Genomic DNA, 20,791 nt, shown 5'->3' with positions numbered 1-20,791 from the left:
GTCGACTGTGGTCCCGCACTTCCCCGGTGCGAACCCGCGTGAGCGGGGACGCATCAAGCGAGACGACAGCATCGGCGCCACCGCCACATCGAGCGGACGGTCGCGCACGCGACCAGCCGCCCGGCAGACGATTGTCGCCGCTTGCTGCGTTGTCCTGTCCATGTCCGCCGGAGCGCTGGCGGTGGTCCCGTCTGCCCAGGCGGAGCCACCCGATCCGAACGCGCAGAAGAAGCAGCTCGACAGCCAGATCGACAAGTCCAAGGCCGATCTGCACGAGTCGTACGACCAGCTGTCGAAATCCGTTGCCGCCTACAACCAGGCCGAGTCGCAGTACCAGGCCGTCCAGGCCCGGTACGCCGCCGCGCAAGGCCGGCTGGCGTCGGCGAAGGCGGCCGACGTGGTTGCCGCGAGCAAGCTCAAGGCCGCCGAGCAGGCGCTGACCACGGCGCGGTCGAACGTTGCCGAGGGCCAGAAGGAGATCGTCGCCAAGCAGGCGCTGGCCGGGCGCGCGGTGCGCTCGGCGTACCAGCAGCAGAACCCGCTGGTCGGGCTCTCGATCGTGCTGCGGGGTGCCTCGCCGGCCGACCTGGCCAGCGGGATGCAGGTGCAGCGCAACGTCTTCGGGATCACCGGTAACGCGATCACCGGCCTGAACAACGCGCAGGCGCAGCTGGCGAACAAGCAGGTCAAGCTGGCCGAGGCCGAGCGGATCGTCGCCGAGCAGAAGGCCGAGGCGGCGCGGACGGTCCAGGAGGTCACCAAACTGACCCAGCAGGTCGCGACCGAGAAGGCCGCCGCGGCGGCCGTCACCGCGACCCGGCTGGTGGCGCAGAAGGCGGCGGAGAAGGACAAGAACTCCGAGCTGGCGAACTACCAGGGGCTGGTCGCCGAGCGGTCCCGGGTCGAGCAGGTCCTGGTCGCGCGGGCACGGGCCGAGAAGGCCGCCGCCGCCCGCCGTAAGGCCGCCGCGGAGGCGGCCGAGAAGGCCAAGGCGAAGAAGGAGCACCGGCCGCCGAAGCAGGTGCCGGATCCGCCGTCCAACGGCGGTGGGCTGAGCTTCCCGATCAACACCTACATCACCTCGCCGTACGGGATGCGGTTCCACCCGATCCTGCACTACTGGAAGCTGCACGACGGCACCGACTTCGGCGCCGGCTGCGGGACGCCGATCCACGCCGCCGCCAGCGGAGTGATCACGGACCGTTACTACAACGGTGGCTACGGGAACCGGATCTTCATCTCGCACGGCGTCATCGGTGGTGACTCGATCACCACCGTCTACAACCACCTGTCGCGCTACAAGTCCCGTGTCGGCCAGCACGTGAAGAAGGGCCAGGTGATCGGGTACGTCGGCACCACCGGCTACTCGACCGGCTGCCACCTGCACTTCATGGTCTACCGCGACGGCAAGGTGACAAACCCGATGAAGTATCTCTAGCCGAAGTGGGATACTGGCCGGATGGTGAAACAGACCGGCCTGAAGCCGATCGCGCAGAACCGTAAGGCGCGACACGACTACCACATCGACGACGTGGTGGAGGCCGGCCTTGTACTGACGGGGACCGAGGTGAAGTCCCTGCGGCTGGGCCGGGCCTCCCTCGTCGACGCGTTCGGCTCCGTGCGCGGCAAGGAGCTCTGGCTGCAGAACCTGCACATCCCGGAGTACACGCACGGCACATGGACCAACCACGAGCCGCGGCGGACCCGCAAGCTGCTGCTGCACCGCGACGAGATGGAGAAGCTGGTCCGCGCGGTCGAGCAGCAGGGCGTCACGCTGGTCCCGCTGTCGCTGTACTTCAAGGACGGGTACGCGAAGGTCGAGCTGGCCACGGCGCGGGGCAAGAAGGACTACGACAAGCGGCACGCACTGGCCGAGCGCCAGGCCAACCGTGAGGCCCAGCGAGCGCTGTCGGACCGCAGCCGGCGCTGACCCCGCCGTTCGTCGTACGGAAGTCCCTGGGGTCGGCTCAGGGGTTGCTCCGGGCGGCACCCGATGGGGCGGACGGGGTTTCGGCGGGACAGTGGAGGCATGTCCACTTCAGAGCTGCTGGTGACGCCGGCCCAACGGGACCGTGCGGTCGAGATCCTGCAAGAGATGTACGCCGACGGCCGGCTGACCCACCTCGAGTTCGACTCCCGGCTCGAGCTGGCGCTGAAGGCCCGCACCCGCGCCGAGCTGAACGGCTCGTTCGACGGGTTGCTGGCCCGCCCGGTCCCCACCTACGCACCCGCCGCGTTCACCCGCCCGGCGCCGCTGCAGCGCTACGACAACAAGGGCCGCGGGATGGGCACGATCTCGCACTGGCTCGGCTACCCGACGTTCTTCGTCGGCCCGGCGCTGATCGTGGCGACGGCCGGCAAGGAGAACCCGGTGATCCGCAAGCACGCCGTCGAGGCGGTGAACTTCCAGATCAGCGCGCTCGCGGTGTTCACGCTGCTCGGCATCGTCACCGGGATCACCGACGGCTTCACCGGCTTCCTGTTCCCGATCGTCGGCCTGGTCTGGTTCGTGCTGACCGGCATCGGCGGGCTGGCCGCGCTGCTCGGCTCCGACTTCAAGTACCCGTTCACGCTCCGCCTGCTCAAGTAGCTCGGGGAATCCCTGGTGCGGTCCTGGCGTTGGACTTGGTAGTGTTGGTCTTCTGCGGCCCCTCGGGGCCGTAGGAGTTTGACAACTCAACAGGGGGTGAACGGTTTCGACTTTGGACGTACGTTCCAAGAGAAGCGGGCCGAGGATCCAGGGTTATCTCGTTAACGATCTCTGGAAAACAATAACTGCCGCTAATACGCGTCAGAGCTTCGCTCTCGCTGCCTGACAGCCTGAGCACTTAAGAAGCGGTCAGCCCGGGGTTGCTTCCGACCCGGTTCCTGGCCTCAGCTAGGAAGCTTGCTTCGTCAACCCGGTCGCGGGGTTGGCGCGGGACATTTACAGCGACTGAGTCTGTCAGCGACGTGTCTGTACGAGCGCTGGGACTGAGAAAACATCAATTCAGACTGCGCCCGGAGAAGTCTTGGGTCGGCGCCGAAGGACGCGGGTTCGATTCCCGCCACCTCCACCACCCCTTGCGAGTTTCAGAAGGCCGGTCCTCAGGGACCGGCCTTCTGGCATTGCGGGGTGAAGACGCAGAGATGGTCCGCGCACTGAGGGGACCCGTGCCCCTCGGCGAGCCGCTGCGCCGCAACTCTGAGTGTCCTAGGGTGACAGTCTGTGCCGGTACGCCTGCCGGCCACTCAGCCACGGGTCAGGGGGCCGTTGTGGTCGATCTTCGCCGTGAACTTGTTCTTGTGGACGATGACCGGTCGGGGCGCTGGAAGGACAAGTCCGAGAAGGTCGCCCGTTGGCGGGTGCTACCCAACGGTCGAGTCGAGATCGTCTACACGTCGAACCCCAAAGCGTATCCCTACGGTCCGGAGCGGGTGCGGGTTCTCGGTCGTTCGGACCGTATGGTCGCCGACTCGCATCAGCTGATCGAGGTTGACGGCGTGATCTGGACGAACGCGACCGAGGTCTGCACGTTCACGGGGTACGGCGAGGCTTGGGCGCGAATCTTCTACACGACGCGCAACGGTGAGTCGCACTCCCTTCAGGCCGCCTCGAAGGTCCGCGTCGTCCCGAATGCTGCCGGCCGCCCCGAGGTCGCCGACGTCCTCACCTACTGGCAGAGCATCGTGTCGCGGCTGCCGGTCGACGACCCGCTTCGGCCCGTCTACGACTCCCTCGGTTTCATTCACCCCGAGAGCGCGCTGGCGCGCTACCTCGTGGGCGCGCCGATCGGGTCGACTCCGCTCGCCGCGGCCCCGATCTACCCGTTTCGCTGCAACCTCAGCCAGCGGCAGGCGGTGGAGAACGCGCTGACCAACGCCGTTTCGGTGATCGAGGGACCGCCGGGAACCGGCAAGACCGAGACGATCCTGAACCTCGTCGCCAACATCATCGCTTCCGGCACGCAGACCGTCGGCGTGGTGTCGTTCGGCAACTCGGCGGTCGACAACGTCCGGGACAAGCTCGACGAGCTCGGCTTCGGGCACGTGATCGCCCGGCTCGGCAACAAGGAGATGGCGACCGCGTTCTTCGACGGGCAGCAAGGCCGGAATCATCGGGTCAAGCAGTTCGTCGCCGGTACGCCGGCCGCCCCCGACGCGCGGAGACTGACCGAGCTGGACGGCCGGCTGCGACGGTTGCAAGAGGCTGAACGACGTCGCGCGCAGCTCCGGTACGACCTCGACGCCTACCGTTTGGAGCTCCAGCACTTCGAAAAGCACGTTCAGCCGGGCGACCTGTCTCAGCTGGACCGGCTTCCGCTGCTTCGGCGCTCGGCGGACCGGATTCTCGACTACCTCGTGGAGACCGAGCGCGAGGAGAACCGGTCCGGCGGTCTCGTCCGGCGGATCCGGCAGTACTTGAAGTTCGGATCCCTGAGAGGGCTCGATCCCAGCGACACCGCTGTCGTGCTGCGACTGCAGCGGGCGTTCTACGACCGGCGGATCGACGAGCTGACGGCCCAGCTCGCGGAGGTCGACAGCGAGCTGAGCCGAGGCAACTTCACCGCGCTCGCCGAAGAGCACCGGCTGCTGTCGAGGCAGGCGCTTCACGCCGTACTGGGTGATCGGTACCGGGCGTCCGGGACGACGGTGTTCAGACAGGCGGACTACCGCTCGAGGTTCACGGAGTTCGCGGCTCAGCACCCGGTGCTGCTGAGCACGTGCCACTCGCTGCGCGCCAATCTTCCGCCAGGGCAGCTGCTCGACTACCTCATCGTCGACGAGGCGTCTCAGGTCAGTCTTCTGGCCGCTGGGGCCGCGCTCGCCAGCTGCCGCAACCTGGTCGTGGTCGGCGATCTCAAGCAGCTTCCGCACATCGCCGACAATGCCGCGAAGGGCACCGTCCCGCCACAACCGGCTTACGACTACGAGTCGCACAGCCTGCTCGCCTCGCTGAGCGTGCTCTACGCCCAGGCGCTCCCGAAGACGCTGCTCCGCGAGCACTACCGTTGCGACCCGGCGATCATCGGCTTCTGCAACAAGTCCTTCTACGATGGGGATCTCGTCCCGTTCACGCAGAGCGGCAGCGGTCACGCGATGGTCGTACGGCGTACCGTCGAAGGCAATCACATGCGCCAGCACACCGGCGGCGGGCGGACGAACCAGCGCGAGATCGACGTCATCAACAGGGAAGTGATCCCGCGGGAGTGCGCGGGCGTCCGGCCCGAGGACATCGGCATCACCACGCCGTACCGGCGTCAGGCCGACAAGGTCGCCCAGGCGTTGATCGAGCAGATCGAGGCGGACACCGTCCACAGGTTCCAGGGACGGCAGAAGGACGTCGTGATCATGACGACGGTGCTGGACGAGACCTGGCGCGGGCGGACCGGCCTGGGATTCGTCGACGATCCACAGCTGATCAACGTGGCGGTCTCGCGCGCCGCGAGGAAGTTCGTTCTGGTGACGAACCACGACCTGCTCTCCAAGAGCCGACACGTCCGGGACCTGATCGACTACATCGGCTACCAGCGCCTGGACCAGGGCGTGGTCGACAGTGCGGTGGTGTCGGTCTTCGACCTGCTCTACCGCGAGTACTCCCGCCGCCTGAGGTCGTTGGCGGGCCGGCTGCAGAGCGGTTCGAAGTACCGCTCGGAGAACATCATCTGGACCGTCCTCGCTGAGCTGCTGAAGGAGCCGCTGTACCAGCACCTCACCATCGCTCCACAGGTCCTGGTCTCGAACCTGTTCCCGGACCGAAGCGGGCTCACCGAGGACCAGGCCCGGTACGTCGGCAACAGGGCATCGGTCGACTTCGTCGTCTACAACCGAGTGAGCAACCGCCCGCTGCTCGCGATCGAGGTCGACGGCTTCAAGTACCACGAGGACAACCCGGTGCAGCTGGCCCGTGATGCGCTGAAGAACCAGATCTTCGAGGTGTACGACCTGCCGCTGCTCAGGCTACCGACAACAGGCAGCGACGAGGAGGCGAGGATCCGCGCGGCTTTGGACGCTGCGAACGCTCGGTGAACTCGATCGATCGGGGAAGGTATCGGCGGTGGGGCGGGTTGCGGGTAGGTATGACGATCAAGCTGGGGTTGATTCTGCCGACGTCCACGCCGGATCCGGCGCGGCCGGTGCTGGGGGATGTGGGGGCGGCCGCGCGGGTGGCTGAGGAGGCTGGGGTTGAGTCGGTGTGGTCTACCGATCATCTGATCGCGAGTGCGCCGATGCTGGACAGCACGGTGGTGCTGGCGACGGCGGCTGCGGTGACCGAGCGGGTGAAGATCGGGTACGGCGTGATGCTGCTGGCGTTGCGGCCGGTGGCCTGGGCGGCCAAGCAGGTGAGCTCGTTGCAGCACGTGTCGGGGGATCGGGTGCTGCTGGGCGTGGGGACGGGGAATCCGGCGCACGGGGACGTGGGGTGGCGGGCGGCTGAGGCGTCGTACAAGGAGCGGGGGCGGCGGACGGACGAGGCGCTCGAGGTGTTGCGGGATCTGATTGCCGGGCGTTCGGCGCGGGTGGTCGAGGGGTTCGACGCGGCGATTGCGCCGGGGGCTGTGGTGCCGCCGGTTCTGGTGGCGGGGGACGGGGAGAAGGCTGTCGCCAGGGCGGCGCGGTACGGCGACGGGTGGGTGTCGATCGGGCTCGCGAGTGCGGACGTCGGCGCTCGGTTGAAGGCGCTGGGGGAGCTGGCGGAGAAGTACGAGCGGCCGCGGCCGACGGTGAGCATCGTTGCGCCGCAGCTGGATGCTGAGCTGGCGAAGGCGGTCGCGCAGGTGGCGGCGTACGAGGAGGCAGGTGTCGAGCGGCTGATTCTGGCGCCGACCGGGAACGGGTGGGAGCGCGACTACGCCTGGGCGGCCGAGCTGCAGGCCGCGGTCGCTCAGAGCTGAGCTGCCGGCCCGCTCGGGCTGAGCTGCTGCAGGCCGCCCGCGGCCGGCTCACTTCCTCGTGACGAGTCCGAACACCAGGCTGACCAGTCCGACGACCCCGACCGTGGCGCTGGCCGTGATGAATCCGCGAGCAACCGGGGCGAACCTCGTGGTGTCTCCTCCGCCGCCGAGGACGAAGAGCGCCGCCAGCGTGAGCAGGATGAGGACGGCCGAGGCCAGCAGCACACCTCCGAGGATGAGGGCCGTCATGCTGAGCCGCCGCTTTCGTGAGGACTTCTCGTCGTGTGCCCGGTACGCCGGGTTCGGGACCGGGCCGCCCTGGTACGCCATGCGTGGACACTACCGATCCGCCGGGCCAGGCTCCTGACCCGGCGGACGCTGGTGGTTCTCAGTTCAGCGTCATCTGGGGTTCGCCGTTGACCAGGCCGGGGCCGGCGATGGTGCAGGTGCCGCCTCGGTTCTGGAGGTACGACTGGCGAACGCAGGAGCGCAGGGCGAGCTGGCCCCAGTAGTTGGGGTGGATGGACTCCTGGATGAAGTAGTTCGAGCCGATCGTGGTGACGGTGCGGATCTGGTTGACCCACTCGGTCTTGTCGACGGCGGTGGGTTGGGTCCAGGAGGTGAGGCCTACTTCCTCGTACAGGCCGACTGTCTTCTCGCAGAGGCGGCGGCCGTTGAAGGTCGACTGGAGCTCGAGCAGGCGGGTGTTGGTCAGGCCGGACTGGCCGATCGCGGCGCGGACGCTGTTGTTGATGGTGGTCAGCGCGGTGGCGTTGGCCCAGTCGGCGTCGGTGTTCCAGAAACCGCAGCCGCCGACGTTCTGGCGGGTGTAGCCGGTCTGGCCGTAGCGGAAGCCGCTGCCGGCCGGCATCGGGGACGGGTAGGTCTGGACGAGCAGGGTCCACGCGTCGTCGGCGTACCCGGCGTTGCGCATCGCCGTCCGGACGTTCTGGAACGACGTCGCGATCCTGCCCTGTACGGCGGTGACGTTGGCGGCGGTGAAGTTCGCGACCACCGACGAGTCGTCCTTGCAGTAGTCGGGGAACCACGACGGCGACAGCAGGAAGTCGGTCACGCAGGACTGCACGATCGACGCGAAGTTGAAGTCGTTGCCGCCGATCGACACGACCACCTGCTTCACGTTGTGCGTGGTCGCGAACTGCTGCAGCAGCTTGGCCTGGCCGAGCCGGCCGGCGCCGTCGTCGAAGAAGTCCAGGCCGGGCTTGAAGTCGTCGCCGTTCGAGGTCGCGGTCCGGGCGCCGGAGCAGGCCAGGTTGGCTCCGCCGACGCCGCCGCCGATGAAGGCCTCGGCGGACTTGCTGCGGTGGCACTTCGCGATCTGCTCGCCGGTGCCGGCCGCGTTGTCGTGGTAGGCGTGCGCGCCGAGCGCGTCGGCGGGTGCTTCGGAGTTGTTCGAGCTGCCGGCCCAGCGGCCGGCCTCGCCGGAGATGTAGGAGTCGCCGACGGTCACGACGTACGGCGTACCGGTGCCCGGTCCGTCGGCGTAGGCGGGAGCGGTGGTGATCACGGTCGCGGTGGTCAGCAGGGCGGTGGTCAGAGCGATGGACAGCCGAAGGCTCATGGGGCGGTGGCCTTTCTCGCCGGAGGGCGGCTCGTCGCGGCCGCCGTTGCAGCGAGAATGTACTTCCCGGTAACCGGTCAGAACAGACCGAGAGTGCTGACACCTTTGCGCGCTGTCACCGTTGCGTCAGATTTCAACCGGCGGACGGTGCTGGGTAGTGACTCGTCCACCAGTCGTTCCAGCGCTGGTCGATCGCGTCGCCTACCGGCGGGCAGATCGGGGAGGTTGAAGGAATCGGTCCCGATGCCCGAGTAGAAGAGCGTACGGCGCGGCTCGTCCCGGTGCCGATCGAGCGCGAAGCGCAGTTGGTGGAGGAACGTCGTCCAGCCCTCGGTGACGTCGTCGTAGTAGTAGGCGTCCCAGTCGGGGTCGTCGCGCGTGCTGTCGTTGAAGTAGATGACGTCGATCTCCTGGTCCAGACCGCCCTCGGCGCCCTCGTACTCCCAGCCGTGCCAGTGCCGGATCTTCTCCTTGTCGCGCAGCGCCTCCCGCACCGCCTCGACCGGCGCGGCCACGGTGACCACGATCCGCGGGGTCTCACTCATGCGTCTTCTCCTTCGGTACGACGTACGGCGGGGTGACCGCCGGCGACGTCGCGAACGGTGCCTGCGGCAACTTCCACCAGGTGCTCGGCGGCGTACTGGTCGTGGATCGCGGTGAAGGCGCTGCCCATCACGGTCGGGTCGACGACGATCGTCGCGGAGGCCCGGAGGATCCGCTCGACGAATCCGCGGCGCTGCCGCTCCTCGACCAGCTCGACGAGGCCGGCCTTCTCGAGCTCCTTCAGGTGGTAGCTCACCCGCTGCCCGAGCTGGAAGGATGAAGCCCATGGCGATCGAGGGGCCGCAGTTGCCGGTGGGGACTCAGGTGGTGTTGCGGGTCGCCGGGCCGGATGGTGTCGGGGGGACCGCGCAGCGCGGGGCGACCGGGCGGATCAGTGGGGTGACGGCCGACGGCCGGTACGACGTACGGCTGGTGGACGGGCGGTCGACGACGGCTCGGCGGGACCAGCTGAGTCTGCGTACGGCGTACCAGAGCGAGGCGATCGGCGTGGAGGCGCCGGACGGGGACGTGCTGGTGCGGGAGCGGACGATCTATGCGGCGGTGGTCGGGTCGCGGGCGTTCGGGCTGGACACGGATGCCTCGGACACCGACACGCGCGGGGTGTACGTCGCGCCGACCGAGGCGTTCTGGTCGCTCGCGAAACCGCCGACGCACGTGGACGGGCCGGAGCCGGAGTGGTTCTCGTGGGAGGTCGAACGCTTCTGCGAGCTCGCTCTCAAGGCGAACCCGAACCTGCTCGAGGTGCTCCACTCGCCGCTGGTGGTGATCAGTACGCCGCTCGGCGACGAATTGATCGAGCTGCGCGCGGCCTTCCTCTCCCAACTCGCCTACCAGACCTACTCGGGCTACGTCCTGAGCCAGTTCAAGAAGCTGGAAGCGGACTTCCGCCGGGACGGCGCCCCGAAGTGGAAGCACGTCATGCACCTGATCCGCTTGCTGCTGTCGGCCCGCACGCTGCTCGCCGAGGGCAGGCTCGTGGTCGATGTCGGCGACGACCGCGAGCGCCTGCTCGCCGTAAAGGCCGGCGCCCTCCCGTGGGAAGAGGTCGAACGCTGGCGCCTCGACCTGCACCAGGAGCTCGACCGCGCGCTGCAGAGGACCGTTCTTCCGGCCACGCCCGACGTCGCCACGGTCAACAGCTGGCTCCAGTCGGTCCGGAGGAGAAGCCTCGGCGACGCCTGAGCCGCCCTGCTGTCCGCTTCCGGAACGCCCGATCACCACGTGATCGGGCGTTCCGACGTTGTAGAGCCCGGTGCGGGGGCTTAGGGTACTTACTTAACTTCGTGAAGCATTGACATTCGGCGTGTCAGGGTAAATAGTTCCGTCCTGAAATCAATCAGAAAGCAGAGTGAATCAACAGTGTCGAACATCAAGGTGCTGCAGCTCCGCTCGGCGGGTGTCAGTCTGGTGCTGGACTGCTCCGGGCCGGCGCTTCCGTCGGTTCTGCACTGGGGTGCGGATCTGGGCGAGCTGAGTGAGTCTGCGCTGATTGAGCTCAGGCGTGGGGCCGGCGCGGTGCAGACCGGCAACGGGCTCGACGACAACCTGCCGGTCGCGATCGTTCCGGAGTACTCGGCCGGCTGGTTCGGGCTGCCGGGGTTGAACGGGCACCGTGACGGGCAGGACTTCTCCGCGTCGTTCCAGCTGCAGAGCGTCGACCAGGACGGCAACACGGTGACCGTCCAGGCCGCCGACGCCGGTGCGCAGTTGACGCTGGCGTTGACGATCGAGCTGACCGACTCCGGTCTGGTGAAGGCCAAGGCCGACCTGACCAACACCGGCGGTTCGCCGTACACGGTGGACGGTCTGGTCCTCGCACTCCCGGTGCCGACCGAGGCCACCGAGTTGCTTGACATGACCGGCCGGCACATCGGTGAGCGGCACCCGCAGCGGCACGCGTTCACGCAGGGCGCGCACATCCGAGACAACCGCCGCGGCCGTACCGGCGCCGACGCGACCCTTCTGCTGATCGCCGGCGCCCGGAACTTCACCTTCGGCACCGGCGAGGTCTGGGGAGTGCACACCGCTTGGAGCGGCAACCACCGCTCGTACGCCGAGCGCGGGATGAGCGGGTACGCCGTGATCGGCGGCGGCGAGCTGCTCCTGCCGGGCGAGGGTCGCCTCGAGCCGCAGGGCAGCTACAGCACCCCCTGGATCTACGGCTCGTACGGCGTGGGCCTGGACCAGCTGTCGACCCGCTTCCACGAGTACCTGCGGGCCCGGCCGACCCACCCCACCACCGACCGCCCGGTCGTGCTGAACACCTGGGAAGCGGTCTACTTCGACCTCGACCTGGACAAGCTGAAGGCGCTCGCCGACGCGGCCGCCGAGGTCGGGGCGGAGCGGTTCGTGCTCGACGACGGCTGGTTCCGTGGCCGCCGCGACGACCACGCCGGGCTCGGTGACTGGTACGTCGACGAAGGCATCTGGCCGAAGGGCCTGCACCCGCTGGTCGACCACGTCACCGGCCTCGGACTGCAGTTCGGCCTCTGGGTCGAGCCCGAGATGGTCAACCCCGACTCCGACCTGGCCCGTGAGCACCCGGACTGGATCCTTGCCACCGGCAACCGGATGCCCCCGACCGCGCGGCACCAGCAGGGCCTCAACCTGGGCATCCCGGCGGCGTACGAGTACATCCTCGAGCGGCTCGACTCGATCCTCAACGAGTACGACATCTCGTACCTGAAGTGGGACCACAACCGCGACTTCGTTGACGGCGGCAACCAGTTGACCGGGACCGCGGGCATCCACCAGCAGACCCTGGCGCTGTACCGGCTGCTGGACGAGCTCAAGCGCCGGCACCCCGGTCTGGAGATCGAGTCCTGCTCGTCCGGTGGCGCGCGCGTCGACCTCGGCGTGCTGGAGCGCACCGACCGGGTCTGGGGCAGCGACAGCAACGACGCGCTGGAGCGGCAGAAGATCCAGCGCTACACCCAGCTGCTGCTCCCGCCGGAGCTGATCGGCTGCCACGTCGGCCCGCCGAAGGCGCACACCACCGGCCGGACCCAGACGCTGGCGTTCCGGGCGACCACCGCGCTGTTCGGCCACTTTGGCATCGAGTGGGACATCAGCGCGGCGTCGGCCGAGGAGCGCGAGGAGCTGGCAGGCTGGGTCGCGCTGCACAAGGAGCTCCGGCCGTTGCTGCACACCGGCCGGGTGGTCCGGGCCGACCGCGGCTCGGAGGACTTCCTGCTGCACGGCGTTGTCGCGCAGGACGGATCCCGCGCGGTCTTCAGCGCCGTACAGCTGACCCAGTCGATCACCTCCGACCTGGGCCGGGTCCGGCTGCCAGGGCTCGACGCGACCCGTACCTACCGGGTCAGCAAGGTGCAGACCCCCGGTGCCCAGCCGCGCAACGCCGCTCCGTGGTGGGCCGACGGCGTCGAGCTGAACGGCGCCGCACTCGCCAACGTCGGGGTCCAAGTCCCCGCGCAGTGGCCGGAGAACGCGATCCTGCTGGACGTGCAGGCCATCGACTGAGGAGGAGATCGGCTGTGACCGTGACGACGAATGCCCCACCGAAGCGACAACGACGAAGGTTCGGGGACCTGAAGGTCGCGATGATCTTCCTGGCCCCGGCCACCGTCGGGTTCGTGGTGTTCTACATCTGGCCGACCCTGCGTGGCGCCTACCTGAGCTTCACCGAGTACAGCCTGCTGCAGGCGCCGGAGTTCAACGGGCTGCAGAACTACGAGCGGATGATCCACGACAGCTTCTTCTGGAACGCGCTCGTCGTCACGATCGAGTACGTCGTGATCAACATCGGCCTGCAGACCGTGCTGGCGGTGCTGATCGCGATGCTGATGTACCGGCTGACCAAGTCGATCACGGTCCGCGCGGTGATCCTGCTGCCGTACCTGATCGCCAACGTCGTGGTCGCGCTGGTCTGGTACTGGATGCTCGACTTCCAGGTCGGCATCGTGAACCAGGGCCTGAGCTGGATCGGGATCGACCCGGTCGCCTTCTTCGGCGACTCGCACTGGGCCATCCCGACCGTTGCCGGGATCAACATCTGGCGGCACATGGGCTACACGGCGCTGCTGGTGTTCGCCGGTCTGCAGACCATTCCGTCGTACGTGTACGAGGCCGCCGAGGTGGACGGCTCGAGCGAGATGCAGACGTTCTGGCGGATCACGCTGCCGCTGCTGCGGCCGGTCCTGGTGATGGTCCTGGTGGTCACCATGATCGGCTCGTTCCAGATCTTCGACACGATCGCGGTGACCACGCAGGGCGGTCCGATCAACGCCACCCGGGTCATCTACTACTACATCTACGAGCGGGCGTTCACCCGGTTCGACTTCGGGTACGCCTCGGCGATGGCGCTGGTGCTGTTCGCCATCCTCGCGGTCGTCTCGCTGCTGCAGCTGCGGCTGCTCCGCGCCAAGGAGAGTGATCTGGCATGAGGAAGTCGCTCACCCCGGGCCGGACCGTCGCGTGGGTCGTGCTCGTCGTACTGATGCTGCTGACGCTGTTCCCGTTCTACTGGATGCTCCGTACGGCGCTGTCGGACAACACCCAGCTCGCCGGGCACCCGAGCTCGCTGCTCCCGGTGGAGACCACGCTCGGCGCCTTCAAGCGGGTGCTCGGGCTGTCGACGGTCGAGGAGGCGCAGGCCCAGGGCGGCTCCGGCGCCGCGGTCAACTTCTGGCTGTACCTGCGCAACTCGCTGATCGTGTCCACGGTGACGACGGTCTGCCAGGTGTTCTTCAGCGCGATGGCGGCGTACGCGTTCGCCCGGCTGCGCTGGCCCGGCCGGGACAAGGTGTTCGCGCTGTTCCTGGCCGCGCTGATGGTGCCGCCGATCTTCACCACGCTGCCGAACTTCGTGCTGATCAAGAACCTCGGGCTGCTGAACAGCTTCGCCGGCATCATCCTGCCGGGCGCGTTCATGACGCCGTTCGCGATCTTCTTCCTGCGCCAGTTCTTCCTCAGCATCAACCGGGAGCTGGAGGAAGCGGCGATGATCGACGGGGCCGGGCACCGCAGGATCTTCTTCGGCATCGTGATCCCGATCAGCGCGGCACCGATCGCGACGCTGGCGATCCTGACCTACATCAACTCCTGGAACGACTACTTCTGGCCGTTGCTGGTCGGTCAGCAGGAGAATGTCCGGGTACTGACCGTCGCGTTGGGCGTGTTCCGGTCGCAGACGCCGCAGGGCGGGCCGGACTGGGCCGGGCTGATGGCGGCGACGCTGATCGCGGCGCTGCCGATGATCATCCTGTTCCTGGCCTTCGCCAAGCGGATCACCAACTCCATCGGTTTCTCCGGGATCAAGTGAGGGTCGGATGAACATTTCACGACGCACGGTGCTCAGGGGAACGCTGGCCGGACTGGCCGCCTCGGCGGTGGCCGGCTGCAACAACGGTGCCTCCTCCCGCGGGGCCGGCGAGGTCATCTACTGGCTGTGGGACTCCGCCCAGCTGCCGATGTACACCGAGTGCGCGAAGGTGTTCCAGCAGCAGAACCCGCAGTACAGCGTGAAGATCGAGCAGTACGGCTGGGACGACTACTGGAACAAGCTCGTCACCGGCTTCATCTCCGGTACGGCGCCCGACGTGTTCACGTCGCACTCGGCGAAGTACCCGCTGTTCGCCGACAAGGGCCAGGTGCTGGCGCTGGACGAGTTCGTCGAGCGCGACGGGGTCGACCTGTCGATCTACCAGAAGGGTCTGGCCGACCGCTGGATCGGTGCCGACGGCCACCGGTACGGGCTGCCGAAGGACTTCGACACCGAGGTGTACTTCTACAACTCCGCGCTCACCGAGGCGGCCGGGATCAGCACCGACCAGCTGAACGCGATGACCTGGAACCCGAAGGACGGCGGCACGTTCGAGCAGGTCGTCGCCCGGCTGACCGTCGACGCCAAGGGCCGGCGCGGTGACCAGCCCGGGTTCGACAAGAACAACATCAAGGTCTACGGACTCGGGTACGGCGACGCCGGTGGCGCCGACGGCCAGACCAGCTGGAGCTGGTACGCCGCGACCAACGACTGGAAGTACTCCGAGGGCGAGCCGTGGGGGACCAAGTTCTTCTACGGCGACCCGAAGTTCACCGAGACGATCGGCTGGTGGCGCGGGCTGATCACCAAGGGCTACATGCCGACGTACGCGCAGGCCAAGTCCGGCGTCGACGTGACGACGTCGTTCGGGGCCGGCAAGTACGGCATCACGCCGAACGGGTCCTGGATGCTCGAGACGTACGCCGGCCTGAAGCAGGTGAAGACCAAGCTCGCGCGGCTCCCGGAGGGGCCGAACGGCAAGCGGATGTCGATGATGAACGGGCTGGCGGACACGATCTGGGCCGACACCACCCGGCGGGACGCGGCGTGGGCGTGGGTGAAGTTCCTCGGGTCGCGGACGGCGCAGGACATCGTCGCCAAGGCCGGCGTGGTCTTCCCGGCGGTGAGCGCGTCCTTGCCGTTGGCGAGGTCGGCGTTCGAGGCCGACGGGTGGGACGTCACGCCGTTCCTCGAGCCGGTGGCGGCGGGCGACGTGTTCCCGTACCCGGCGAACCCGAACGCCGCCGACGTCACCGCGGTGATGGTGCCGGCGATGGACGCGGTGATGGCGTTCGAGAAGGATCCGTCGTCGCTGGCCGGGGCCAACGACGACGTGAACCAGATCCTGTCGGCGGCGAGCTGAAACGGCGTACCAGTCTCTGAAACGCTGTGTCAGCTGCTGGCTGAGCTGTAGCGGCGGCTGGCGAGGCGCCAGTGGAGTTTGGTGAGCAGGACTCCGGCGGCGAGCGCCGGCAGAGCGAGCAGCAGAGGTGATGCGGTGCCGGTCAGCGTCTCGACCGGCACCGCCGCCACCAGGCCGGCCGGGGCGAGCGTCATCAGCACGAGCCGGGCCGCGCCGGTGAAGTAGCTGATCGGGTACTTGCCCGCCTCCCGGAGCTGAGACGCGATCTCGTTGACCGGCTCCGCGCTCTCGAACCAGAACGCCGAGTAGGCGAGGTTGGCCCAGAGCAGGCTGAACCCGACGAAGCCGATCAGCGCCCAGGCGATCGCCTGGAGGACCAGGCCGGCGTCGGGGCTCACGTCGGTCAGGTGCAGACCGACCGCGACCATCGCGGCACCGGACAGGACACGGCCGAGCTCGGCGGGCTCCATCCAGCGCAGCGACGCGAACACCTGCGCGTTGACCGGGCGGATCAGGATGAGGTCGAGGTCGCCCTGGCGGACGTAGGTGTGCATCTTGGCCAGGTTCGGCCGGACGAAGCAGTCCATCAGGCCGGTCGAGATGCCGAAGATGCCGACCACGACGACGGCCAGCGGCCCGCTCCACGCCGTACCGCCGGCGCCGGTGAGGATCAGGACCGGTACGACGCCGAGCACGAGGTCGCCGATCGACGAGAACGCGTTGATCGCCGTCTGGCTGCGGAACTGCAGGTCCCGGCGGATCGCCTGCTTGAGGCAGGCCCAGAACAGCCGGGGCGTCATGCGCCCGCTCCCTGGTAGTCGCGCAGGCCGCGTCGCCAGACCAGGGCGGCGCCGCCGACCACGACGACGAACCAGCCTGCCTGGTAGGCGTAGTCGATCGCGCGCGTCGTACCGAGCAGGACCTCGAGCGGGAAGGAGATCAGGAAGCGGAACGGCTGGGCGGCGAGGTACGGCTGGAACACCGCGGGGAAGAGCGCCAGCGGGACGAGTCCTCCCGACAGGAGCCGCGCGACGAGGTAGCGCAGGCGGTCGATCGCGGCGATGTCCTCCAGCCAGAAGGCGAGCGATCCGATCAGGATGTCGAGCGCGAACGTCATGGCCGCGGCCACGACCAGCGCCGGGAGGAAGAGGAGCCAGCGGCCCGGCTCGCCGGGCAGGCGGAGGTCGTGGCGGAAGATCACGCCCAGGACCGCGACCGGGGGAATCAGGAGGCCGAGCTTGAGGAACTTCTCGGCCGAGTTGTTGGCCAGGTACGACAGGTGGGTCGAGCAGGGGCGGACGAGCCAGGAGTTGAGGCCGCCGAGGCGGATCGAGGCGGCCAGGAAGCTCGACGTCCAGCTCGAGGTGATCATCGCGACGACGCTGACGAGGACCAGGTAGCTGGTCAGGTACGTCGTGGAGACGGGTGGGTTCGCGCCTTGGTCGATGGCGCCGTGCCAGACCAGGAGCGCGACGGCCGGCGGCAGCACGTTGGCGATCTGGAGGAGGAAGAGCCACCAGCGGTGGTTCATCATCATCCGGACCTCTTGGACGGTCAGGATGCGGAGCAGTCGCAACTGCCGGGTCATGAGCGGCTCTTGAACATCGCGGCGAGGACCTGGTCCAGGTCGGCATCGGCGTGCTGTCCGCTTTGCTGCCTGAGATCTTGGAGATCGCCGTCGAAGCCGATCACGCCGTGGTCGATCAGCGCGATCCGCTGGCACAGGGCGGCGACGTCGCTCATGTCGTGACTGGTCAGCACGATCGTCGTCCCGTGGTCGCGGTTCATCTCGGCGAGGAAGTTGCGCAGGGCAAGCTTCGCGACGACGTCGAGGCCGACGGTCGGTTCGTCGGCGAACAGCAGGTCCGGTCCGTGCAGCAGAGCGAGCACCAGCTCGCAGCGCATCCGCTGGCCGAGGGAGAGTTTGCGGACCGGGATGTTGATCAGGTCGGCGACGCCGAGGCGTTCGGTCAGCTCGGCGACGCTGTTGTCGAAGGTGGGCTTCGGGATCGCGTACATCTCGCGGTGGATCAGCAGCGAGTCGTACGTCGAGACGTCCCACCACAGCATCGACTTCTGGCCGAACACGACGGAGATCCGGCTGAGGAAGTCGAAGGATCTCTTGTGCGGCTCGTGGCCGAGGACTGTCAGCTCGCCGGCGGTCGGGCGGAGCAGGCCGCAGAGCATCTTGATCGTGGTGGTCTTGCCGGCGCCGTTCGGGCCGAGCAGGCCGATGACCTGGCCCTTCGGCACGGTCAGGGTGAGTGCGTCGACCGCCGTGCGCTCACGGCGTACGGGCTTGACGAGGCCTTTGAGGGCGCCCTTCATCCCGGGCTGCTGCTCGGAGTACTTGTAGACCTTGGTCAGGTCGGTCGCGTTGATCGCGTGCATGCCGCGCCTCCAGGGCCGGCCCACGCAGACTGGGGAGCCGGGTCGATGGAGAGAGCCGGAGTCTGCCGGCAGCCGACCCACATGACGGAGGGTGGCCGTCGACGAGTTTAACCGTGGGGGCTGGCGGGCGCCTGGGGTTTTCGGGGTCAGCCCTGGGTGGGGCCCTGGGAGGGCGTACCCCAGGGGGAGTACGCCGTACTACGTCTGGTGGCTGTTGTGCGCCGTCGGGGGTAGCTGAGGTGTCGCCGCCGAGGCGACGCGGTGAGGGGTGCTCGGACGACACGATCGGTGGCATCAGAACTGCGACGACCGAGGAGTGTCATGAACGAGCAGGTACGGATCGGGGACCAGGAACGTGAGGAAGCGGTCAAACGGCTGGGCGAGCACTACGAGGCCGGCCGGCTGACTGCCGAGGAGCACAGCGAACGGATCAGTCAGGCGCTGCAGGCGAAGACCGCTGCGGACCTGGCGGCGTTGTTCGCGGACCTGCCGGGGGAGCCTTCGCAGGCCGGCGCCGGTGAGTGGGCGGGGCCGTTCGGGTGGACGCGGCCGCCGTGGACTGGTGCTGAGGCGGGGGCGGGTGGTGGTGGGGCTGGTGGTTCGGGGCCTGGTGGCCCGGCGTGGGCGGCTCGGGGGCCGCTCTCCCGGATTCCGATGCCCTTGCTGATCGCGTTGGCCGCCCTTGCGGTGATCGCGTCGATCGGGTGCGTGGTGGGCGGCGGGCATCCGCCGGTGCTGCCGTTGCTGCTGATCGTGGCGGCGGTCGTGCTCGTGAAGAAGCGGCGGCACGCATGAGAACGGCGTACCGGGTGCTGGCCTCGCTGATCGCGCTCGCGGTGGTGCTCCAGGTGGCGGCGATCGCGCTGGCCGGGTTCACGACCGCGGCCGACGCGGAGGACGGCGTCACGATCGGGGCCGACTACAGCAACTTCGGGCAGAGCTACCACAGCATGGCCGGTACGGCGATCGGGCTGGTCGCGCTGATCTTCCTGATCGTCTCATTCCTCACCGACGTACCGGGTGGGCGTCTTCTGGCGGGAATCGTCGTCGGGCTGGTCGTCGTGCAGTTCCTGCTGGCGGTGGTGTCGTTCGGCATCCCGGCGCTGGGCATCCTGCACGGGATCAACGGGCTGGCGATCGCCGGTGTCGCGGGCATCGCGTCCCGCCGGGCCTCCACTCCGGTGGCTGCGAGTGCCTGAGGACCAGGCGCCGTCGGATCAGCCCGATCCGACGGCGACCGGCGTGCGGCGTACGGGGTGGTTGCGGAACCGGCTGATCGCGCTGGGGGTGGCGCTGGCGGTGCTCTTGCCGCTGGCCTACCTCTGGGCGACCAGCCTGGTGCCGTCGTCGTACTCGGCCAACGACATGGGGTATGCCGACTACGGCGGCGGGCCTGCGTCGGGGCATCAGCACCACGGTGGTCAGAGTGTCGCCGACCTCACCGGGCCGCGGACCGGTGTCGCTGACGTCGCGGTGACTCTGACCGCCCGCAAGGGTCGATTCACGTTGGCGTCGGGCGAATCGGTCGACGGCTACACGCTCAACGGTTCCTCGCCCGGTCCGCTGATCCGTGCCCGGGTTGGGGATCTGGTCGAGGTCACGCTGGTCAACGAGTCCGTCCCCGACGGCGCGACGTTGCACTGGCACGGGATCGACGTCCCCAACGCCGAGGACGGTGTTGCCGGGGTCACGCAGGACGCCGTACCGGTTGGTGGTCGTCATGTCTACCGCTTCCGCGCTGAGGTTGCGGGCACGTACTGGTACCACTCGCACCAGGTCTCCAGCGAGCAGGTCCGCAACGGCCTGTTCGGCACGATCGTGATCGGCGCCCCGTCGCGCGATCTCGTCGCCGCGATCCACACGTACGACGACCGCCGGACGATCAACGGTCGCACCGGCGCACCACGTGTCGAGGTTGCCGCCGGTACGACGTTGCGCGTGCGGGTCGTCAACACCGACAACACCTTGATTCGCACCGGTCTGGTCGGCGCGCCCTTCAAGGTCGTCGCGGTCGACGGGCGTGAGCTCCACGGGCCGACTGCCACCACGGACACCTTTCCTTTGGCCGCGGGAGCCCGGGTCGATTTTGAGGTGGTGATCCCCGCAGGCGGCGTACTGCTGGACGCCGGGGGCGTGAGTCTTGGAGTTGCTCCACCCGGTGTCGATCCGCCTGGCGGATCTTTGTCTTCAGCAACCATCGATCTGCTCACCTACGGAACACCCGCCCCGTTGGGCCTCGACGTCGCGAATCCTGACCGGGTGTTCGAGTACCGCATCGGCCGGCGCCCCGGCTTCCTGGACGGCGTACCCGGTCTGTGGTGGACGATCAACGGGCACAAGTACCCCGACGTACCGATGTTCATGGTCGCGTCCGGCGACGTGGTGAAGATGACGATCTCCAACACCAGCGGGCAGTCCCACCCGATGCACCTGCACGGGCACCACGCCGTCGTCCTGTCCCGCAACGGCGTTGCGGCCTCCGGCACCCCGTGGTGGGTCGACACGTTGGAGGTCGACGACGACGAGACCTACGAGATCGCCTTCCTGGCCGACAACCCCGGTGTCTGGATGGACCACTGCCACAACCTGCCGCACGCGTCGCAGGGGCTGATGACGCATCTGATGTACGAGGGCGTCAGTACGCCGTACCGGATCTCCTCGGTCAACCAGCCCGAGTAATCACGACGATTGTGTGTCGAACCACCACGCCGACAGGCGAAACCGCGCATCCTGCG

Annotated in this window: 20 protein-coding genes and 1 other RNA gene; 14 read left to right on the top strand and 7 right to left on the bottom strand. The window is 68.1% G+C overall.

Annotation, left to right across the window (positions count from 1 at the left end; genetic code table 11):
• The first annotated feature begins 160 nt into the window (after positions 1 to 160).
• The 6 genes from ACLQ2O_RS41230 to ACLQ2O_RS41205 all read left to right on the top strand — a co-directional run bounded on the left by ACLQ2O_RS41230 (position 161) and on the right by ACLQ2O_RS41205 (position 6,875).
• On the top strand, positions 161 to 1,438 hold the full coding sequence (locus ACLQ2O_RS41230) for a peptidoglycan DD-metalloendopeptidase family protein (protein ID WP_425843223.1): 1,278 nt from the start codon (positions 161 to 163) through the stop codon (positions 1,436 to 1,438).
• 21 nt (positions 1,439 to 1,459) lie between these two features.
• Positions 1,460 to 1,930, top strand: a complete 471-nt coding sequence (gene smpB, locus ACLQ2O_RS41225) for an SsrA-binding protein SmpB (RefSeq protein ID WP_425843221.1) — start codon at positions 1,460 to 1,462, stop codon at positions 1,928 to 1,930.
• Between the two features lie 99 nt (positions 1,931 to 2,029).
• A complete protein-coding gene (locus ACLQ2O_RS41220) occupies positions 2,030 to 2,590 on the top strand; it encodes a DUF1707 and DUF4870 domain-containing protein (protein WP_425843219.1) in 561 nt (186 codons plus the stop codon).
• Between the two features lie 92 nt (positions 2,591 to 2,682).
• Positions 2,683 to 3,059, top strand: a transfer-messenger RNA (tmRNA) gene (ssrA, locus tag ACLQ2O_RS41215).
• Positions 3,060 to 3,483: 424 nt separating this feature from the next.
• A complete protein-coding gene (locus tag ACLQ2O_RS41210) occupies positions 3,484 to 6,009 on the top strand; it encodes an AAA domain-containing protein (protein WP_425843217.1) in 2,526 nt (841 codons plus the stop codon).
• Between the two features lie 50 nt (positions 6,010 to 6,059).
• On the top strand, positions 6,060 to 6,875 hold the full coding sequence (locus ACLQ2O_RS41205; RefSeq protein ID WP_425843215.1) for an LLM class flavin-dependent oxidoreductase: 816 nt from the start codon (positions 6,060 to 6,062) through the stop codon (positions 6,873 to 6,875).
• A 48-nt stretch (positions 6,876 to 6,923) separates the two neighbouring features.
• On the opposite strand, the gene ACLQ2O_RS41200 is transcribed toward ACLQ2O_RS41205, so the two are convergent.
• From ACLQ2O_RS41200 to ACLQ2O_RS41185, 4 genes are all read right to left on the bottom strand, one after another.
• Entirely contained in the window at positions 6,924 to 7,205 is a 282-nt protein-coding gene (locus ACLQ2O_RS41200) for a hypothetical protein (RefSeq protein WP_425843213.1), read from the bottom strand.
• Between the two features lie 58 nt (positions 7,206 to 7,263).
• On the bottom strand, positions 7,264 to 8,457 hold the full coding sequence (locus ACLQ2O_RS41195) for a hypothetical protein (RefSeq protein ID WP_425843211.1): 1,194 nt from the start codon (positions 8,455 to 8,457) through the stop codon (positions 7,264 to 7,266).
• 77 nt (positions 8,458 to 8,534) lie between these two features.
• Positions 8,535 to 9,002, bottom strand: a complete 468-nt coding sequence (locus ACLQ2O_RS41190; protein ID WP_425843209.1) for a hypothetical protein — start codon at positions 9,000 to 9,002, stop codon at positions 8,535 to 8,537.
• Positions 8,999 to 9,256: a hypothetical protein gene (locus tag ACLQ2O_RS41185; protein ID WP_425843207.1), complete on the bottom strand. Its 258-nt coding sequence runs from the start codon at positions 9,254 to 9,256 to the stop codon at positions 8,999 to 9,001. The genes ACLQ2O_RS41190 and ACLQ2O_RS41185 overlap by 4 nt, the downstream gene beginning before the upstream one ends.
• Positions 9,257 to 9,285: 29 nt before the next feature.
• Between ACLQ2O_RS41185 and ACLQ2O_RS41180 the strand changes: the two genes are divergently transcribed.
• The 5 genes from ACLQ2O_RS41180 (at position 9,286) to ACLQ2O_RS41160 (ending at position 15,665) form a co-directional block, all read left to right on the top strand.
• Entirely contained in the window at positions 9,286 to 10,203 is a 918-nt protein-coding gene (locus ACLQ2O_RS41180; protein WP_425843205.1) for a nucleotidyltransferase domain-containing protein, read from the top strand.
• Between the two features lie 177 nt (positions 10,204 to 10,380).
• Positions 10,381 to 12,501 carry an alpha-galactosidase gene (locus tag ACLQ2O_RS41175; RefSeq protein WP_425843203.1) on the top strand — a complete coding sequence of 707 codons (2,121 nt, stop codon included), beginning with the start codon at positions 10,381 to 10,383 and terminating at the stop codon, positions 12,499 to 12,501.
• 14 nt (positions 12,502 to 12,515) lie between these two features.
• On the top strand, positions 12,516 to 13,424 hold the full coding sequence (locus ACLQ2O_RS41170) for a carbohydrate ABC transporter permease (RefSeq protein ID WP_425843201.1): 909 nt from the start codon (positions 12,516 to 12,518) through the stop codon (positions 13,422 to 13,424).
• Complete coding sequence (locus tag ACLQ2O_RS41165; RefSeq protein WP_425843199.1) at positions 13,421 to 14,302, top strand: carbohydrate ABC transporter permease; 882 nt, start codon at positions 13,421 to 13,423, stop codon at positions 14,300 to 14,302. Before ACLQ2O_RS41170 ends, ACLQ2O_RS41165 begins: the two co-directional genes overlap by 4 nt.
• A 7-nt stretch (positions 14,303 to 14,309) precedes the next feature.
• On the top strand, positions 14,310 to 15,665 hold the full coding sequence (locus tag ACLQ2O_RS41160) for an ABC transporter substrate-binding protein (protein ID WP_425843197.1): 1,356 nt from the start codon (positions 14,310 to 14,312) through the stop codon (positions 15,663 to 15,665).
• A 29-nt stretch (positions 15,666 to 15,694) separates the two neighbouring features.
• Here ACLQ2O_RS41160 and ACLQ2O_RS41155 read toward each other — a convergent pair whose 3' ends face one another.
• From ACLQ2O_RS41155 to ACLQ2O_RS41145, 3 genes are read right to left on the bottom strand one after another with little or no spacing between them, the layout of a single operon-like run.
• Positions 15,695 to 16,465: an ABC transporter permease gene (locus tag ACLQ2O_RS41155; protein WP_425843195.1), complete on the bottom strand. Its 771-nt coding sequence runs from the start codon at positions 16,463 to 16,465 to the stop codon at positions 15,695 to 15,697.
• Positions 16,462 to 17,253 (bottom strand): ABC transporter permease, encoded by a 792-nt coding sequence (locus ACLQ2O_RS41150; RefSeq protein WP_425843193.1) that lies wholly within the window; start codon positions 17,251 to 17,253, stop codon positions 16,462 to 16,464. The genes ACLQ2O_RS41155 and ACLQ2O_RS41150 overlap by 4 nt, the downstream gene beginning before the upstream one ends.
• Positions 17,250 to 18,056 carry an ABC transporter ATP-binding protein gene (locus tag ACLQ2O_RS41145; RefSeq protein WP_425843191.1) on the bottom strand — a complete coding sequence of 269 codons (807 nt, stop codon included), beginning with the start codon at positions 18,054 to 18,056 and terminating at the stop codon, positions 17,250 to 17,252. The genes ACLQ2O_RS41150 and ACLQ2O_RS41145 overlap by 4 nt, the downstream gene beginning before the upstream one ends.
• 321 nt (positions 18,057 to 18,377) lie before the next feature.
• On the opposite strand from ACLQ2O_RS41145, the gene ACLQ2O_RS41140 reads away from it, so the two are divergent.
• From ACLQ2O_RS41140 to ACLQ2O_RS41130, 3 genes are read left to right on the top strand one after another with little or no spacing between them, the layout of a single operon-like run.
• On the top strand, positions 18,378 to 18,851 hold the full coding sequence (locus ACLQ2O_RS41140) for a DUF1707 SHOCT-like domain-containing protein (protein WP_425843189.1): 474 nt from the start codon (positions 18,378 to 18,380) through the stop codon (positions 18,849 to 18,851).
• Complete coding sequence (locus ACLQ2O_RS41135; protein ID WP_425843187.1) at positions 18,848 to 19,255, top strand: hypothetical protein; 408 nt, start codon at positions 18,848 to 18,850, stop codon at positions 19,253 to 19,255. Before ACLQ2O_RS41140 ends, ACLQ2O_RS41135 begins: the two co-directional genes overlap by 4 nt.
• A complete protein-coding gene (locus ACLQ2O_RS41130; protein ID WP_425843185.1) occupies positions 19,248 to 20,735 on the top strand; it encodes a multicopper oxidase family protein in 1,488 nt (495 codons plus the stop codon). Before ACLQ2O_RS41135 ends, ACLQ2O_RS41130 begins: the two co-directional genes overlap by 8 nt.
• Positions 20,736 to 20,791: the final 56 nt, after the last annotated feature.

This window comes from Kribbella sp. DT2, assembly GCF_049844575.1.
Taxonomy (GTDB): Bacteria; Actinomycetota; Actinomycetes; order Propionibacteriales; family Kribbellaceae; genus Kribbella.
The sequence above is the reverse complement of the archived record's forward strand: the minus strand, read 5'-3'. Positions and strand labels throughout refer to the sequence as shown.

Excerpts from the sequence above, each read along its gene's own strand:
- ACLQ2O_RS41230 (WP_425843223.1), top strand. The coding sequence starts at position 161 with ATGTCCGCCGGAGCGCTGGCGGTGGTCCCGTCTGCCCAGGCGGAGCCA.
- smpB (WP_425843221.1), top strand. The coding sequence starts at position 1,460 with ATGGTGAAACAGACCGGCCTGAAGCCGATCGCGCAGAACCGTAAGGCG.
- ACLQ2O_RS41220 (WP_425843219.1), top strand. The coding sequence starts at position 2,030 with ATGTCCACTTCAGAGCTGCTGGTGACGCCGGCCCAACGGGACCGTGCG.
- ACLQ2O_RS41205 (WP_425843215.1), top strand. The coding sequence starts at position 6,060 with ATGACGATCAAGCTGGGGTTGATTCTGCCGACGTCCACGCCGGATCCG.
- ACLQ2O_RS41200 (WP_425843213.1), bottom strand. The coding sequence starts at position 7,205 with ATGGCGTACCAGGGCGGCCCGGTCCCGAACCCGGCGTACCGGGCACAC.
- ACLQ2O_RS41195 (WP_425843211.1), bottom strand. The coding sequence starts at position 8,457 with ATGAGCCTTCGGCTGTCCATCGCTCTGACCACCGCCCTGCTGACCACC.
- ACLQ2O_RS41190 (WP_425843209.1), bottom strand. The coding sequence starts at position 9,002 with ATGAGTGAGACCCCGCGGATCGTGGTCACCGTGGCCGCGCCGGTCGAG.
- ACLQ2O_RS41180 (WP_425843205.1), top strand. The coding sequence starts at position 9,286 with ATGGCGATCGAGGGGCCGCAGTTGCCGGTGGGGACTCAGGTGGTGTTG.
- ACLQ2O_RS41165 (WP_425843199.1), top strand. The coding sequence starts at position 13,421 with ATGAGGAAGTCGCTCACCCCGGGCCGGACCGTCGCGTGGGTCGTGCTC.
- ACLQ2O_RS41160 (WP_425843197.1), top strand. The coding sequence starts at position 14,310 with ATGAACATTTCACGACGCACGGTGCTCAGGGGAACGCTGGCCGGACTG.
- ACLQ2O_RS41155 (WP_425843195.1), bottom strand. The coding sequence starts at position 16,465 with ATGACGCCCCGGCTGTTCTGGGCCTGCCTCAAGCAGGCGATCCGCCGG.
- ACLQ2O_RS41150 (WP_425843193.1), bottom strand. The coding sequence starts at position 17,253 with ATGACCCGGCAGTTGCGACTGCTCCGCATCCTGACCGTCCAAGAGGTC.
- ACLQ2O_RS41145 (WP_425843191.1), bottom strand. The coding sequence starts at position 18,056 with ATGCACGCGATCAACGCGACCGACCTGACCAAGGTCTACAAGTACTCC.
- ACLQ2O_RS41140 (WP_425843189.1), top strand. The coding sequence starts at position 18,378 with ATGAACGAGCAGGTACGGATCGGGGACCAGGAACGTGAGGAAGCGGTC.
- ACLQ2O_RS41135 (WP_425843187.1), top strand. The coding sequence starts at position 18,848 with ATGAGAACGGCGTACCGGGTGCTGGCCTCGCTGATCGCGCTCGCGGTG.